Origin of the sequence: Nocardia stercoris, from assembly GCF_003696265.1 — a bacterium.
In the GTDB taxonomy this organism is placed as follows: Bacteria; Actinomycetota; Actinomycetes; order Mycobacteriales; family Mycobacteriaceae; genus Nocardia; species Nocardia stercoris.
Genome location: NZ_RFFH01000007.1, coordinates 166,145 through 180,049 on the forward strand (window position 1 = coordinate 166,145; position 13,905 = coordinate 180,049).

Annotated in this window: 14 protein-coding genes; 6 read left to right on the forward strand and 8 right to left on the reverse strand. The window is 70.2% G+C overall.

What is annotated here, in order from left to right; all coding sequences use genetic code 11:
- Positions 1-439: 439 nt before the first annotated feature.
- The 3 genes from EBN03_RS18185 to EBN03_RS18195 all read right to left on the reverse strand — a co-directional run bounded on the left by EBN03_RS18185 (position 440) and on the right by EBN03_RS18195 (position 5,590).
- Positions 440-1,831, reverse strand: a complete 1,392-nt coding sequence (locus tag EBN03_RS18185; RefSeq protein WP_122189246.1) for a dihydrolipoyl dehydrogenase family protein — start codon at positions 1,829-1,831, stop codon at positions 440-442.
- Positions 1,832-1,919: 88 nt separating this feature from the next.
- Positions 1,920-3,734, reverse strand: coding sequence for a thiamine pyrophosphate-requiring protein (locus EBN03_RS18190; RefSeq protein WP_122189247.1), 1,815 nt, complete (start codon positions 3,732-3,734; stop codon positions 1,920-1,922).
- A gap of 110 nt (positions 3,735-3,844) precedes the next feature.
- The gene (locus EBN03_RS18195) at positions 3,845-5,590 is read right to left on the reverse strand and encodes a glycoside hydrolase family 15 protein (protein ID WP_233608455.1); all 1,746 of its coding nucleotides are present in this window, start codon (positions 5,588-5,590) and stop codon (positions 3,845-3,847) included.
- A gap of 194 nt (positions 5,591-5,784) precedes the next feature.
- Between EBN03_RS18195 and EBN03_RS18200 the strand changes: the two genes are divergently transcribed.
- Entirely contained in the window at positions 5,785-6,288 is a 504-nt protein-coding gene (locus EBN03_RS18200; protein WP_122189249.1) for a flavin reductase family protein, read from the forward strand.
- A gap of 36 nt (positions 6,289-6,324) precedes the next feature.
- Positions 6,325-6,936, forward strand: a complete 612-nt coding sequence (locus EBN03_RS18205; RefSeq protein WP_456093816.1) for an Rv1733c family protein — start codon at positions 6,325-6,327, stop codon at positions 6,934-6,936.
- Here EBN03_RS18205 and EBN03_RS18210 read toward each other — a convergent pair.
- The gene (locus EBN03_RS18210; RefSeq protein ID WP_122189251.1) at positions 6,933-7,172 is read right to left on the reverse strand and encodes a hypothetical protein; all 240 of its coding nucleotides are present in this window, start codon (positions 7,170-7,172) and stop codon (positions 6,933-6,935) included. The two genes, EBN03_RS18205 and EBN03_RS18210, sit on opposite strands and share 4 nt — an antisense overlap.
- 422 nt (positions 7,173-7,594) lie before the next feature.
- On the opposite strand from EBN03_RS18210, the gene EBN03_RS18215 reads away from it, so the two are divergent.
- From EBN03_RS18215 to EBN03_RS18225, 3 genes are all read left to right on the forward strand, one after another.
- A complete protein-coding gene (locus EBN03_RS18215) occupies positions 7,595-8,443 on the forward strand; it encodes a SigB/SigF/SigG family RNA polymerase sigma factor (protein WP_122189435.1) in 849 nt (282 codons plus the stop codon).
- A gap of 70 nt (positions 8,444-8,513) precedes the next feature.
- Entirely contained in the window at positions 8,514-9,335 is an 822-nt protein-coding gene (locus tag EBN03_RS18220) for a BON domain-containing protein (RefSeq protein WP_122189252.1), read from the forward strand.
- Positions 9,332-10,093 carry a metallophosphoesterase family protein gene (locus EBN03_RS18225; protein ID WP_122189253.1) on the forward strand — a complete coding sequence of 254 codons (762 nt, stop codon included), beginning with the start codon at positions 9,332-9,334 and terminating at the stop codon, positions 10,091-10,093. The genes EBN03_RS18220 and EBN03_RS18225 overlap by 4 nt, the downstream gene beginning before the upstream one ends.
- Here the strand turns inward: EBN03_RS18225 and tal are convergent.
- Together tal and EBN03_RS18235 are read right to left on the reverse strand one after the other, a co-directional pair.
- The gene (tal, locus tag EBN03_RS18230; protein WP_122189254.1) at positions 10,083-11,195 is read right to left on the reverse strand and encodes a transaldolase; all 1,113 of its coding nucleotides are present in this window, start codon (positions 11,193-11,195) and stop codon (positions 10,083-10,085) included. The two genes, EBN03_RS18225 and tal, sit on opposite strands and share 11 nt — an antisense overlap.
- Positions 11,196-11,259: 64 nt before the next feature.
- The gene (locus EBN03_RS18235) at positions 11,260-11,964 is read right to left on the reverse strand and encodes an EthD domain-containing protein (RefSeq protein ID WP_122189255.1); all 705 of its coding nucleotides are present in this window, start codon (positions 11,962-11,964) and stop codon (positions 11,260-11,262) included.
- Positions 11,965-12,057: 93 nt separating this feature from the next.
- On the opposite strand from EBN03_RS18235, the gene EBN03_RS18240 reads away from it, so the two are divergent.
- Entirely contained in the window at positions 12,058-12,549 is a 492-nt protein-coding gene (locus EBN03_RS18240; RefSeq protein ID WP_122189256.1) for a MarR family winged helix-turn-helix transcriptional regulator, read from the forward strand.
- 29 nt (positions 12,550-12,578) lie between these two features.
- On the opposite strand, the gene EBN03_RS18245 is transcribed toward EBN03_RS18240, so the two are convergent.
- Complete coding sequence (locus tag EBN03_RS18245) at positions 12,579-13,031, reverse strand: hypothetical protein (protein ID WP_147471629.1); 453 nt, start codon at positions 13,029-13,031, stop codon at positions 12,579-12,581.
- A gap of 148 nt (positions 13,032-13,179) precedes the next feature.
- A complete protein-coding gene (locus EBN03_RS18250) occupies positions 13,180-13,902 on the reverse strand; it encodes a hypothetical protein (RefSeq protein ID WP_122189258.1) in 723 nt (240 codons plus the stop codon).
- Positions 13,903-13,905: the final 3 nt, after the last annotated feature.

Genomic DNA, 13,905 nt, shown 5'->3' on the forward strand with positions numbered 1-13,905 from the left:
GCCGTGGTGGCGACGGTTCCGGAACCGCCACCCCGCCCCGGACCGATCGGCCCCGATCCGGATGTCCCGCCGCTCGATCCGCCCGACCCGTTCGGCCCGCCCGGACCGTTCGAACCGCCGGACCCGTTCCGGCCGCCCGGGCCGCCCCCGACGCCGCCGGGTGATCCGCCGGTGACTGGAGGTCGTCAGCTGCCGGCGGGCGGGGCTTCCCGGGGTCCGCGGCGGGCCGGGCGAGCCGCGAACATGACCTGCTTCCACCAGGAGGACAGTGGGCTCGGGTCGGGCCAGACCACTTCGATGTGCTCGGTTCGGCGGATTCGCTTTCGGTTCTGCATGATGCCCCGCGATTCGGTCGGTTGGATGCGCCTTCGTCGGTTCGCGACTACCCGGGCGCGGTCGGTCCAATCGCCGGATCCGGCGGCAATTCGAGTGGGACGGATCACATATCGGCTTTTTCGAGGTCGCGCAGCGCCGCGGCGATCGCGCCCTGGAAGGTCGGATACGGGTAGATCAGCGACCGGAGTTGCTCCAGCGGCACCCGGGCGTGCACGGCCAGCGCCAGCGCGCTGAGTACCTCGCCGCCGGCCGGGCCGACCGATGTCGCGCCGATCAGTTGCTCGTCGAACCGGTCGGCGATCAGCTTGATCAGCCCCTCGTTGCCGGCCCGGTGGATCCAGCCGCGCGCGGAGGACGCGACCGAGCTGCATCCGATCAGGATCGGCGTTCCGGCGTCGCGGGCCTGCGCCTCGGTGACCCCGACCGCGCCGACCTCCGGATCGGTGAAGATCACCCGCGGCACCGCGCGATAGTCGGCGCGTTCGCCGTCGTACCCGAGGATGTCGTGTACCGCGATTCGCGACTGGTACAGCGCCACATGGGTATACGCGCCGTGACCGGTGACGTCACCGACTGCCCACACCCGGTCCGCGGCGCGCATCCGGTCGTCGACCGGGACGGTGGCGGCCCGGTCGTCGAGCCCGATCGCGCCGACACCGAGCGCGGCCAGGTCCGGCCGGCGGCCGGTCGCCAGCAGCAGGCGCTCGGCGCGGACGGCGTCGCCGTCGCTGAGCAGCAGCGTGACGCCGTGCTCGCTGTGGTCGGCTCGCACGGCGGACACTCCGGTCCGCACCCGGATCCCCTCGTCGGCGAACACCTCGGCCAGCACCGCCCCGGCCTCGGGCTCCTCCCGGGACAGCAGCCGGGACCGGACCAGCATCGTCACCGCGCAGCCGAATCTGGCGAAGATCTGGGCGAATTCGCACGCGACGGGCCCGCCGCCGAGGATCAGCAGCGAGGCCGGCAGCTCGGTCGCGGCCGCCGCGTCGCGGCTGGTCCAGTACCCGGCGCGGGCCAGACCGGGGATGCGCGGGACCACCGGGTCGGCGCCGGGGCCGAGCACGATCGCGGACTCGGCGACGAATCGGGTGCCGCCGTTACCGGTGTCCACGGTGACCTCGCCGGGCCCGGTGAGCCGCCCCCAGCCGCGGACCACCCGGGCACCGGACTCGGTCAGGCGCCGCACCGCGGCCGTGTCGTGCCAGTCGTGGGTGGCGTCGTCGCGGATTCGGGCCGCGACCTTCCCCCACTCCGGGTGGACGGTCGCCGTGCCGGCCAGTAGCGGGATCCGCCGCGCTTCGGCGAGCGTGTTCGCGGCGCGGATCATCATCTTGGTCGGCACGCAGGCGTAGAACGGGCACTCCCCGCCGACCAGGTGGCCTTCCACGCCGATCACGGTCCGGCCGGCGCGCGCGAGCTTGTTGGCGGCGGCCTCACCGCCCGGCCCGAGGCCGATCACCACCGTGTCGACGACCTCGGTGGGAACCGTGGTCATCGCGGTCCGGTCCGGCCGAGCAACAGTCGCAGCCAGCGCACGATCATGTCGACGACGACATCGACGCGACGGCCGGGGTCGACGACGATCACTGCGCACTCCCCTCGTCGCGGCCCGACCGGGACGGCACGAATTCCTGCGCCTTGGTCTTGGCGCCCTGCACCATGAGATGCCACGCGTCGGGGTCGCCGCGCAGGATCGCCGCCGTCAACGACTTGATCTCGTCCCATTCGGCGTGCGGCGGGATCGGTGGCACCTCGGGGTCGCAGTGCACGTCGAGCACGACCGGCCCGGGATGGTTGAGCGCGCGCTCCCACGCGTGGGCCAGCTCGCCGGGATCGTCCACGCTGATCCCGGTGCAGCCGAGCATGGCAGCCGTGTCGGCGTAGGAGATGTCCGGAAGGCTCTGGGATTCCTCGAATTTCGGTGCGCCGCCCATGGCACGCAGCTCCCAGGTCACCTGGTTGAGGTCGTTGTTGTGGAAGACGCAGACCACGAAACAGGTGTTGCTCCATTGGGTTCGGTAGCGCATCGCGGTCAGCAGTTCGGCGAGCCCGTTCATCTGCATGGCGCCGTCGCCGACGAGCGCGATGACCGGCCGTTCCGGGTGCGCGAACTTGGCGCCGATGGCGTACGGCACGCCGGCGCCCATGGTCGCGAGCGTCCCGGACAGCGAACTGCGCATGCCTTCGCGCAGCCGCAGGCAGCGGGCGTACCAGTTGGTCGAGGATCCGGAGTCGGCGGTGACGATGGCCTGGTCGGGCAACTGTTTCGACAGTTCCCATACCACGCGCATCGGGTTGACCGGGTCCGCGTCGAGCATGGCCTGACGTTCCATCGTCTCCCACCAACGGGCGACCTTCGCTTCGATCGAGTCCCGCCAGCTCCGGTCCTTGGCCCGGGTGACCAGCGGAATCAATTCGGCGAGCGTCTGCTGCGCGTCGCCGATCAGGCTCACCTCGACCGGGTAGCGCATGCCCAACATGGTCGCGTCGCAGTCGATCTGGATCGCTCGCGCCTGCCCGAACTCCGGAAGGAACTGGGAATACGGGAAATTGGAGCCGACGATGAGCAATGTGTCGCAGTCGCGCATCATCTCGTAGCTCGGCCGGGTGCCGAGCAATCCGATCGAGCCGGTCACCCACGGCAGGTCGTCGGGCAGTACGTCCTTGCCCAGCAACGCTTTCGCCACGCCGGCGCCGGTGATGTCGGCCAGCTGCATCAGTTCGGCTCGCGCGTCGCGCGCACCCTGACCGGCGAGGATCGCCACCCGCTGACCGGCCGAGAGGATCTCCGCCGCGGCCTGCAGTTCGGATTTCGCCGGTGTGGTCGCGCTGTGCGGGTCCGCCGGCGGACTGGACGGCACCTGTTTGAACTCGTGTTCGGGCGCGGTGTAGGTCTCCTCCTGCAGATCGGACGGGATGATGACCACGGTCGGCGAACGCCGGGCTCGGGCGATGCGGATCGCACGGTCGAGGGCGTTGGGCAGTTGTTCGGCGACGTTCACTTCCGCCAGATACTCGTTGGCGACATCTTTGAACAGGCTCTGCAGATCCACTTCCTGCTGGTAGCTGCCGCCCATCGCGCTGCGCGCGGTCTGGCCGACGATCGCCACCACCGGCACGTGATCGAGTTTGGCGTCGTACAGGCCGTTGAGCAGATGGATCGCGCCGGGCCCGGAGGTCGCCGTGCAGACCCCGACCTCACCGGAGAACTTGGCGAACGCGGTGGCCTCGAACGCCGCCATCTCCTCGTGCCGGGCCTGGACGAACTCGGGACGGTTGCCCGCCCGGCCGAACGCGGCGACCAGGCCGTTGATGCCGTCACCGGGATAACCGAACACGTGCTCGACACCCCATTCGCGCAGGCGCTGCAGCACATAGTCGCCGACCTGTTGTGCCATGACATGTCCTTTCCGAGCCTGTGGGTACGGCGGGCCCCGGCGGCCCGCATACTCCACGCGTACCCGGTCGGGTCGGCGGCAATCGGCTCGCCGACGCCGACCGACCCGCGTCACTCGCAGTCGGCCAGCCGGACGGCGGCCTCGAACAGCAGGGCGTGCACGAACGCCTGCGGCATGTTGCCGCGCAACTGCCGCTGGGTGACGTCGAATTCCTCGGCGAACAGCGCCGGCGTCCCGCACGCGGCCCGGTTGGCCTCGAAGAACCGCATGGCGGTCACCGGCCGGCCCAGCTGCTGGTAGGCGATCGCCATGGCGAAGCCGCACAGCAGGAACGCGCCCTCCACGGTTTCCAGCGGGCGTCCGTCGTGGCGGTATCGGTACACCGACAGGTCGGTGGTGAGTTCGCGGTGGATCGCCTGGACGGTGGCGGCGTAGCGCGGATCGCCGACCGGGACCGCGCCGCGGAGCAGCGGCAGTGCCAGCGACGCGTCGACACCCGGATACCGGGGCGAGCGCTGCCAGCGGCCGCTGGCGTGCAGTCCGGTCCGGGTGGTCTCGGCCAGGATCGTGTCGGCGAGCCCACTACAGACGGCCTGGTCGGCGCCGGTTGCCGGGCAGGCGGCGACCGCGCGCAAGCCCGCGACGCAGATCAGCCGCGAGTGGGTCCACAGGTCGTCGTCGAGTTCCCAGATCCCGGCGTCGGGGCGGTCGAACCGATCCGCGATCGCGGCGATCGCCTGCGCGGCGGCCCGGCGATCGTGTTCGGCCAGCCGGTCTCGCCGGGCGGCCGCGGCGTACAGCAGCAGTGCCTCACCGAAGATGTCCAGCTGGAACTGATCTCGCACGACATTGCCGGTGACCGGGGTGCCGCCCGGGTAGCCGGGCAGCGGGATCGGCCGGACCCGGGGTATCCGGGTACCGGCGGTGGTGTACGCCGGGGCGAGGTCCGGGCCGTCGGCCAGCAAACGTTCGGTGATGAATCCGACCGCGCTGTCCAGCAGCGGATGCGCACCGTCCGCGGCCACGGCTTGGCCGGCGATGCACTGGTCACGGATCCACACATAGCGGTAGTCGTAGTTCTCGCCCTGGTCGGCCAGTTCCGGGATGCTCGTGGTGGCCGCGGCGACCGTGCCGCCGGTGTCGGCGGTCATCCCGCGCAGGACCGCGTAGGCGTGTGCCGCGTCGCGGGGCGCGGCGGTGTAGCCCAGGGCGGGCGATTCCCGCTGCCACGCGGATTCCGTTGCCTGCCAAGCGGTATCGGGGTCCACGGGGTCGGGCAGGGCGCCGGGGGACAGTTCGAGGACCAGGTCGTGGTGGGCGTTGGCGGGGACGTGGACGTCCGCGGTCCATTCGTGCCGGGTGGAGTTCCATCGTGCGGCCCGTGCGCCGGTCCAGCGCAGCCGCAGCGGCCCGGTGCGCGCAGTCCAGCCGTCCGGGCCGTGGTGTGCCCGGGTGGCCGGGTGGGTGCCGAACCCGGCCGCGGGACGCAGCCGGACCCGGACGTCGGCGCTTCCGTGCCGGGCGAGGATCCGGCGCAGCAGCACGACCCGGTTCCGTTCCCCCGGAAAGGCCAGTGCCTCCCGGCATTCCACCACGGTGTCGCCGCACACCCAGTGCGAATGCCAGATCAGCGACCCGGTCTCGTAGTAGCCGCCCCACACGAACCGGCCCGCCGGGGTGATCAGGTACTCGGCGCTGCCGCCGAGCAGGATGTCGAAGACCGATTCGTCGTCCCAGCCGGGGGCGCACAGCCACGCGACCTCGCCGCGGGGGCCGACGAGGGCGCCGCGCTGTCCGTCGGCGAGCAACGCGTACTCCCGCAGTACGGTCGGACCGGATACTTGATCACTGTTCACATCCGGCGGATACCGCACGACCGGGCGGGGTAACCGGCGCCCGGGTGCGGCGGTACGGGTTGCGGCCGCGATGCGCCGAACAGCTAATAGACAGCTACAATTGTGAGTCGGGTTCGGCAGTTCGTACTGCGGACGGGGGCAGGATGTCGATGGCATTCCACGGTGCCGGCGAGCGCCGGGTCGAGGAGGTTCGGATGCGGCCGAACGACCGCCGATCGAGTGCGTTCGACGCCCTGATGGCCTTGGGCGACACCCCGATGTGGGTCGTCACCACCGCCGACGGTGTCCGCCGTGCCGGATGCCTGGTCGGATTCGCGACCCAGATCTCCATCGAGCCGCGCCGGTTCCTGGTCGGGCTGTCCAAAGCCAACTACACCTACACCGTCGCCCAGCATTCCGAGCATCTCGCCGTCCATCTCCTCGCGCCCGAGGGCGTGGCGCTGGCCCAGCTGTTCGGCTCGGAGACCGGGCACGCGATCGACAAGTTCGGGCACTGCGAATGGCATACCGGCCCGAATTCGATGCCGATCCTGGTCGGAGCGGCCGGCTGGTTCGTCGGCCGGATCGTCGGCAGCCACGATCTCGGTGATCACGTGGGATTCCTGCTGGCCGTCACCGCGGCCGCGGGACCGGACGACGGCGCGCGGGCGTTGCGGTATCACGACGTCGCCATGCTGCAGGCCGGCACCGCACCCTGAGCGCCGCGGCCGCGATTGGCCCCGCGACCGGTGGGTATGACGCCAACGACAGCGCGAAAGGAGAGGACGGTGTCTCGGCAGAGCCGGCTCCGGCGCTTCGCGCGGTGTGCGCCGTGGAGCCGAAATCCGTTGATGCGCAAGACCGATCGCATCGACAGCGGGCTGCGCGCGCTGGCCGCCGCGATCGCCGTGGCCACGATTCCGGTGGCCGTGCTGGCCGGGACCACGGCCCGCGACGATGCCGTCGCGCAGAACCACGCCGAACTGGGCACCCGGTTCGCGGTCACGGCCACGGTGCTCGATCCCCCTGCGATGCCGCCGATGTCGGGCGGGCTGATCCCGCGGCAGGCGACCGCGCGCGCGGTGTGGGGCCCGTGCCCGCTGTGCGGCAGCGGCCCGATCGAGGTCGGCTGGCTGTCGCGGCCCGGTGACAAGGTACAGGTGTGGGTCGGGCCGGACGGGCGGCCGGCTGCCCCACCCGCGCATCGCAGTCCGGACGCGGAAGGGGTCGACTACGCGTTCGGCGTGCTGAGCGCCGGCTGGTGGGGTGCGGTGGTGCTCGCGCTCGGCGGGCACTGGCTGGTGGACCGCCGCCGGTACGCCGCGCTGGACGTGGAGTGGCGGCGCTTGGGCCAGCACACCTGTTAGGGCTCGAGGTCCGGTTCTTCCGCCGCCAGACGCTGCTCGATGCGCGGGCCACGCCGTAGCCGCGCGGGTGACTGAGCGTAACGGATCGCACCCTCCCAGTGCTCGGGCGGGTCCATACCCTCCTCGACCGGGTCCGCGCCCAGTTCGTCCTCGTCCAGTTGCTCGGCCGTCGGCGCGATCTCCTCGGGTGGCACGTCCACCGGATCGAGGTCGGCCTCCCGGTGCGCATGGTTCATGACGGGCCTCTCGAAATTCGTCTCCTATTGTTCGGGTGCCCGAGTGGTCCGGACCCAAACCGGATGAGCTCCGCGCATTTCCGCACTGAACCCGGAAATCGCGGCATGTGCCCGAACCTGCGATTTTCTCTGGACCGCGCCTTCCGGCACGGAAAATACGCCGGCGAATTCCTGTTCCGGCGTAAATTCAGGTTTCGCGCCCTTCTCGGGGGGTATACCAGCCGGAGAACGCAGAAATCCTGCGATACGCAGTGCGGCGTATCCCGGTCCTGTTCCGATCGATCCTCACGGCGGTTTCCGATCATGAACCTGTCCCGTCAGCCCAGGTACGCGCCGCTATCGCCCGATACGGGCAGTAACCGCGCGGCCCCGCCGTGCGGCACGGGTAGCCGCCGTGACCGGCTGGTCCCGAGGTGGGATCGATGACCGACCGGCGCGGTAGGCAATTTCGCGGCACGGACAGCTACGACGATATCGAACCCGATCTGGCCGTCCTCGCGGGAATGAATCCGGCCGATCACGACCGGGAAATGCTCCGGCAGAAAATAATTGCCAGGTGCGTACCGCTGGCCGACCACATCGCCCGCCGATTCGGCGGCCGGGGCGAACTCGCCGACGATATCGCGCAGGTGGCCCGGATCGGCGTCATCCACGCGGTCGACCGATTCGATCCGGCGCGCGGATCGTCGTTCGTGGCATTCGCGGTGCCGACGGTGATGGGTGAGGTACGCCGGCATTTCCGCGACAATACCTGGGCGGTCCGGGTACCCCGCCGCACCAAGGAAATTCAGCTGATGATCGGTGACGCGGTGGAACGCTTGGCGCAACGGTTCGGGCGGATGCCACGCACCAGGGAGATCGCCGCCGAACTGGCGGTGGACATCGAGGAGGTCACCCGGGCGCTGGTCGCCGCCAACGGCTACCAGACCACGCCGATGACGCCGGTCAATGCCGAGGACGGTGACGAGACCGCGACCGCGGTGTCGGCGCTGTTCGGGCTCGAGGAGCCCAGATACGAACAGGTGGAACAGTTCCTGGCCGTCCAGCCGCTCATCCAGCGGCTCCCCGAACGGGAGCGGCGGATACTGGGCATGCGGTTCTTCGAGTACCGGACCCAGACCCAGATCGCGCAGGCACTGGGCATCTCACAGATGCAGGTGTCCCGGATCCTGTCGCGCACCCTGACCGTCCTGCGCGACCAGGTCTTCGCCGAGCCACCGCCACCGCACGCACCGCGCACAGTGCTCGCCGCCGCGTGGTCGCACGCCTGACCGGCCCGGCGCACTCCGGACCGCGAAACCGCCGGCGATTGGAACCGGCCCGCACGGGTAGGACGCGAACATGACCGATACCGAAACGATGCTGGGCACCGCGGTGCGGACCGCCCGCACGCTCACCGACGCGGGGATCCCGTTCGCCCTGGCCGGTGGCTGGGCCTTCTACGCGCGCGGCGGCCCGCCCTCCGAGCACGATGTCGACGTCTACGTGAAGCCGGTCGACGTCGCCGCCACCGTGTCGGCGCTGGAGGGCGCCGGCATGCAACCGGCACCGAGCCCCGACCGCGACGACTGGATCGCGAAACTCACCGACGGGCCCGTGTCGGTGGACGTGATCTACCGGCCCGGCCGGCGCGCGGTCGACGAGCAGCTGCTGGCCCGCGCCGACCGGCTGCGCCTGGGACCCGGTTCCGCGCCGGTGATCGCCGCCACCGATCTGCTGATCGACAAACTGATGGTGCTCGACCACGACCGGCTCGATTTCACCGCCATGCTGCGGATCGCCCGCGAACTGCGCCACCAGATCGACTGGCGGCGGGTGCGGGCCGAAACCTCCGGCTCGCCGTACGCGCAGGCCTTTCTGGGCCTGGTCGACGATCTCGGCATCAGCGACGGGGAACCGGAAGCCGACCGCAGAGCGGCCGCGACCGATCACCTGATCGCTACGCTGCGCCGCGCGCTGGCCGAGGATCCGCGGACCGCGGAGCTCGGTGTCCGGATCTCGGTGTACCGCGACACGATCGTGTTGAACGGCGAGGTGTCGAGCCTCGACCAGCGCACGCTCATCGAGGAGGTCGTCGGCGAGACGGTCCCCGCCTCCAAGCTGCACAACGGAATCCGGATCTGTGTCCTGGACACCCCGGCCGACACGGAGGAGCTGGGATGACCGCGGCGCCGGCGGTCCGCGTCGCGGCGGTCGGAGACGTCCATCTGGGCGCCGATTCCGGGGGTCAGCTGCGCCTGGCACTGCGCGAACTGCCCGACCACGCGGACGTGCTGCTGCTGGCCGGTGACCTCACCCGGACCGGCGCGATCGAGGAAGCCCGGGTCGCCGCACAGGAATTCGGCGCGGTAGAGGTGCCGGTGATCGCCGTGCTGGGCAATCACGAATATCACCGGGACGCGCCCGCGCGGATCGCGGATCTGCTCACCGCCTACGGCATCACGGTGCTGGAAGGTACCGGCACCCAGTTCCGGGTGGGTGAGCACACGGTGGGCGTGGCCGGCACGATCGGTTTCGGCGGCGGTTTCCGCGATCGCTGCGCCAGCGCGTTCGGGGAGCGGGTGATGCGGGAATTCGCCGGTCGCGCCATCGATCTCGCCGAATCCCTGGACGAGGCGCTGGCCGCGCTGGACACCGATGTCAAGATCGCACTGACGCACTACTCGCCCGCCGAGGAGACCCTGGCCGGTGAGCCGCGTGAGATCTACCCGTTCCTCGGCTCCTATCTGCTCGGCGCGGCGATCGACGCGAACGAGGTCGATCTCGCCGTCCACGGTCACGCCCACGCGGGCCGCGAACACGGCAGCACCCCCGGTGGCGTGCCGGTCCGCAATGTCGCTCAGCCGGTGACGGGTGCCGCCTACACCGTCTACGCGGTGCCCGCCCGCGATCGGGACCGGGTCCTCGACGTCAGCGGGTGATCGGCACGGCCGTCGAATGTGCCACGGCCGTGCGCAGTTCCTTCCAGCTCGCGTCGAACTTCTCGACGCCCTCACGTTCGAGGACGGCCACGACATCGTCGTAGTCCACGCCGACGGCGGCGAGGTCGTCCAGGACGCCGCGGGCGGACTCGTAGGTGCCGTGGATGGTGTCGGGGTGGATCGCACCGTGTTCGGCGACGGCGTTCAGCGTCTGCTCCGGCATGGTGTTGACCACGCCGGGGGCCACCAGGTCCACCACGTAGCGGGTGTCGTCGTAGCGTGGATCCTTCACTCCGGTCGACGCCCACAGTGGCCGCTGCGGCCGGGCTCCCGCGGCCGAGAGCGCGTACCACCGCGGCGCGTACAGCGACCTTTCGTGGATCTGAAATGCCAAGCGGGCGTTCGCAATAGCCGCCTTCCCGCGCAGCGCGGCGGCCGCTTCGGTGCCGATCCGGTCGAGTCGCCGGTCGATCTCGGTGTCCACGCGCGAGACGAAGAACGATGCGACGGAGGCGATCGCGGACAGGTCCCGGTGCCGTTCGTGCGCCCGCTCCATCCCGGACACGAACGCGTCGATGACCTGCCGGTACCGGTCCAGGGAGAACATCAGGGTGACATTGATCGGGATCCCGTCCGCCAGGCACGCGGTGATCGCCGGAATACCTTGGGCGACAGCGGGAATCTTGACGAACAGGTTCGGCCGGTCCACCAGCCACCACAGCGCGTGTGCCTCGGCGACGGTGCGGTCGGTGTCGTAGGCCAGCCGCGGATCGACCTCGATCGACACTCGGCCGTCGACCCCGCTCGTCTCGTCGTAGACCGGGCGCAGCACGTCGCACGCGGAGCGCACGTCGGCGGCGGCCAGCTCGCGCAGCGCGGCATCGGCGTCGACGTCCCGCAGCGCGAGGTTGTGCAGTTGCCGGTCGTAGTCGTCGCTGCCGGTGATCGCCTTCGCGAAGATGGTGGGGTTGGTGGTCACGCCGCAGACGTGCCGGTGCCGGACCAGGTCGGCGAGGCTGCCGTCGGCCAGCCGGCGGCGGCTCAGGTCGTCCAGCCAGATCGACACGCCGGCCGTCGTGAGTTCGGACAGCGGGTCGGACATGGCGCTCCCTTCCGTCGATCGGACGGAGGGCGACTACCCGGCCGCGTCGGCCTCAAACGCCGTGCTACCGGGCCGAGAACGGGCTGCTGAGGTGGTAGCGGCTGGTGGGGACCGTGTCCAGGTCGCGGTTCGCGCCGAAGGAGGAGACGCATTCGATCATGCGGCGGACCCGGTCGGTGAGTTCGGTCTGGTCGGTGGCGCCGTACCAGGCCATGGGGTCGGTGAGCGCGGCGGCCGGGAACTGTTCCTCGACGATGGCGTCGATCACCGGGGCGTCGGGGGTGACCGGGCGGACCACCAGGTTCTGGGTGTAGCCGAAGGTCGCCTGGGTCTCGATCGCGACGCCGGTGTGGTGGCTCTGCCAGCGGTCGCGCCAGGCGTCGGGGGTCAGGTCGGCGGGGCGGCGGAGGAAGGCGATGTTGCCGAATCCCTCGGTGCGGCCGATGGTTTCGGGCAGCCGCAGCGGCACCGATTCGGTCACCAGATAGCCGTGCACCAGGGGCGCCTCGGCCCGCAGCAACTCGGCGACCGCCGTGACCACCGGGCCGTAGGACTGTTCGACCCAGATGCCGACCACGGCCGTGATCGGCGGGTCGATCGTGGTCAGCCGCATGAGGGCCGCCTGCATCGGCTGGTCGCGGACGTACACGGTCAGCCCGGCCACCCCGGCGTCGGTCACCTCCTTGGCGACCTCGGTCCGCAACCGCTCACACCACTGCTCGTCGACCTCGTTGTCGGCCCGGCGCAGCGCGAAGATGACTTTCTCCATAGCTCAAACTAGAACACGTTGCACCGTTCGGTGTCCGCTTCGGGAAACCGCCACACCATCGATGGTCGCGCCAATCATCTCTAGAATCGGATCGTGGGTAACGACGAGCACTCCGTACCGGCCAAGCTGCGCGCGCTGCCGAGCCGTTCGGTCAATCAGGTGGCCATCGCGGCCAATCGGCTCGTGGACCGGGCACTGTCCGGCGCCGGCTCGCACCGGTACCGGTACGCGATGCTGGCGACGCTGGAGGAGTTCGGGCCGTCGAGCCAGGCGAATCTGGGGCGCTGCACCGGAATCGACCGCAGCGACGTCGTCGCGGCGGTCAATGCCCTGGTGGCGGCGGGATACGCCGACCGCAGCCCCGACCCGTCGGACGGCCGCCGCAACATCGTCACCATCACGCCCGCGGGCGTGCGGCACCTGCGCGAACTCGGCGACGTGCTGGCCGAGGTGCAGGACGAGTTGCTGCGTTCGCTGTCCGCGGCCGAGCGCGAGGTGCTGGTCGAACTACTGAACCGGATCGCCGACGACCGCGACGTGCTCGGCGCGGCACGACGCGGTGCGGCCCGAGACGGACAGGGCTGATCGGGCACTGTCCGTCACCGGCCTATGTCCTACATCCCGGCGGCGAGCAGCTTCGACGCCTCGTCGACGACGACCCGCAGGGTGCGCACGGTGGTATCGAGATCCTCGGCGTCCAACCCCAGCAGCAGCTGCGCGGTGGGGCTGTCCGCCACGTACTCACGCAGGTCGAGCAGCAGTGTCCGGCCAGTCTCGGTGAGTTCGATCTCGTTGTCGCCGTCGATGATTCCTTCCCGCTCCAGCCGGGCGAGCAGTGCGCGCACCGACTCGGCGTCCATACCGGGCGACCCTTCGAGGTCGCGGGTGAGCGCGGTGCGGGCGGTAGCGGTCTCGCGCTGACCGAGCAGCTTCACCGCGTACCAGAGTTGGGGCGAGACACCGCGCTCGGCGAGGTACGCGGTCAGCACCTCCGACATGGTCCGTTCCGCGAACGCGAGCACTTGACCGAAACCGGCCGCGCCCGAAAGTCCCTGTGGCATCGTCATTTTCCTGCTCCCTTTTGATTGGTCAGGCCAACATTTACCCTGCCGACGATACGCTCAATTGTTGGCCGCGCCAACAAATAATTCGGGCGGGCAGCCGCGCCCCGACCGTCGCCGGCGCCGAATGCCCGCCCGGATCAATGCCTGGGAGCTACCGGATATCGCGCCGCGCGCCGAGCGTCAGCCCGTAGGCGAGCGGAACGACGATCCAGATCGCGGTGACCGAGATGATCTGCGGCACATGACCGTTCCATTCCCCCGACAGCACCCAGCCGTAGGTCTGCCCGGTATTGATCCACTCCCCCACCGACTTCAGCGAACCGATCGAGAACAGATTCATCAGCGCACCGAGCGCGAAGAACGCCACGATCGCGGCCGCGGTGTGGTGCAGCAGGGCGCCGAACGCCGAACCGACCAGCCCGATCAGGACCACGAAGACGACGAAGCCGATCACCTGCGGCCAGTCCCAGGCATACGAGATCTGTCGTCCGCCGGCGTCGGCCACCAGCATCGCCGCCGTCGCGGCCACGAACCCGACCGTGGCCGCGGCCAGGCTCAGCAACACCCCGACCACCACCTTCGCGGCCAGCACCCGAGAGCGGCGCACCTGCTGGGTGAAGGTGATCAGCCCGGTGCGCCGGGTCCACTCGGCGGTCATGGTGAGGATCATGACCATGGGCAGCAACCGGGTCAGCCCGAGCCCGGAATAGGTGAGATATCCCGCCCGGGTCTGCTCGACGGCGTGCGGGAACACCGCCGGAATCGCGACCGCCCCGGCGGTCAGTGCGGCCGAACCGGCCAGCAGCCACCGATTGGCGCGCGTCGCAACGGTTTTGCGCCACTCGGCGAGCAGCAACGTGGAGAAATCGGACATCTG

Coding starts and splice junctions, on each gene's coding strand:
- EBN03_RS18185 (WP_122189246.1), bottom strand. CDS start 1,831: ATGACCACGGTTCCCACCGAGGTCGTCGACACGGTGGTGATCGGCCTC.
- EBN03_RS18190 (WP_122189247.1), bottom strand. CDS start 3,734: ATGGCACAACAGGTCGGCGACTATGTGCTGCAGCGCCTGCGCGAATGG.
- EBN03_RS18200 (WP_122189249.1), top strand. CDS start 5,785: ATGCGGCCGAACGACCGCCGATCGAGTGCGTTCGACGCCCTGATGGCC.
- EBN03_RS18205 (WP_456093816.1), top strand. CDS start 6,325: ATGACGCCAACGACAGCGCGAAAGGAGAGGACGGTGTCTCGGCAGAGC.
- EBN03_RS18210 (WP_122189251.1), bottom strand. CDS start 7,172: ATGAACCATGCGCACCGGGAGGCCGACCTCGATCCGGTGGACGTGCCA.
- EBN03_RS18215 (WP_122189435.1), top strand. CDS start 7,595: ATGACCGACCGGCGCGGTAGGCAATTTCGCGGCACGGACAGCTACGAC.
- EBN03_RS18220 (WP_122189252.1), top strand. CDS start 8,514: ATGACCGATACCGAAACGATGCTGGGCACCGCGGTGCGGACCGCCCGC.
- EBN03_RS18225 (WP_122189253.1), top strand. CDS start 9,332: ATGACCGCGGCGCCGGCGGTCCGCGTCGCGGCGGTCGGAGACGTCCAT.
- tal (WP_122189254.1), bottom strand. CDS start 11,195: ATGTCCGACCCGCTGTCCGAACTCACGACGGCCGGCGTGTCGATCTGG.
- EBN03_RS18235 (WP_122189255.1), bottom strand. CDS start 11,964: ATGGAGAAAGTCATCTTCGCGCTGCGCCGGGCCGACAACGAGGTCGAC.
- EBN03_RS18245 (WP_147471629.1), bottom strand. CDS start 13,031: ATGACGATGCCACAGGGACTTTCGGGCGCGGCCGGTTTCGGTCAAGTG.
- EBN03_RS18250 (WP_122189258.1), bottom strand. CDS start 13,902: ATGTCCGATTTCTCCACGTTGCTGCTCGCCGAGTGGCGCAAAACCGTT.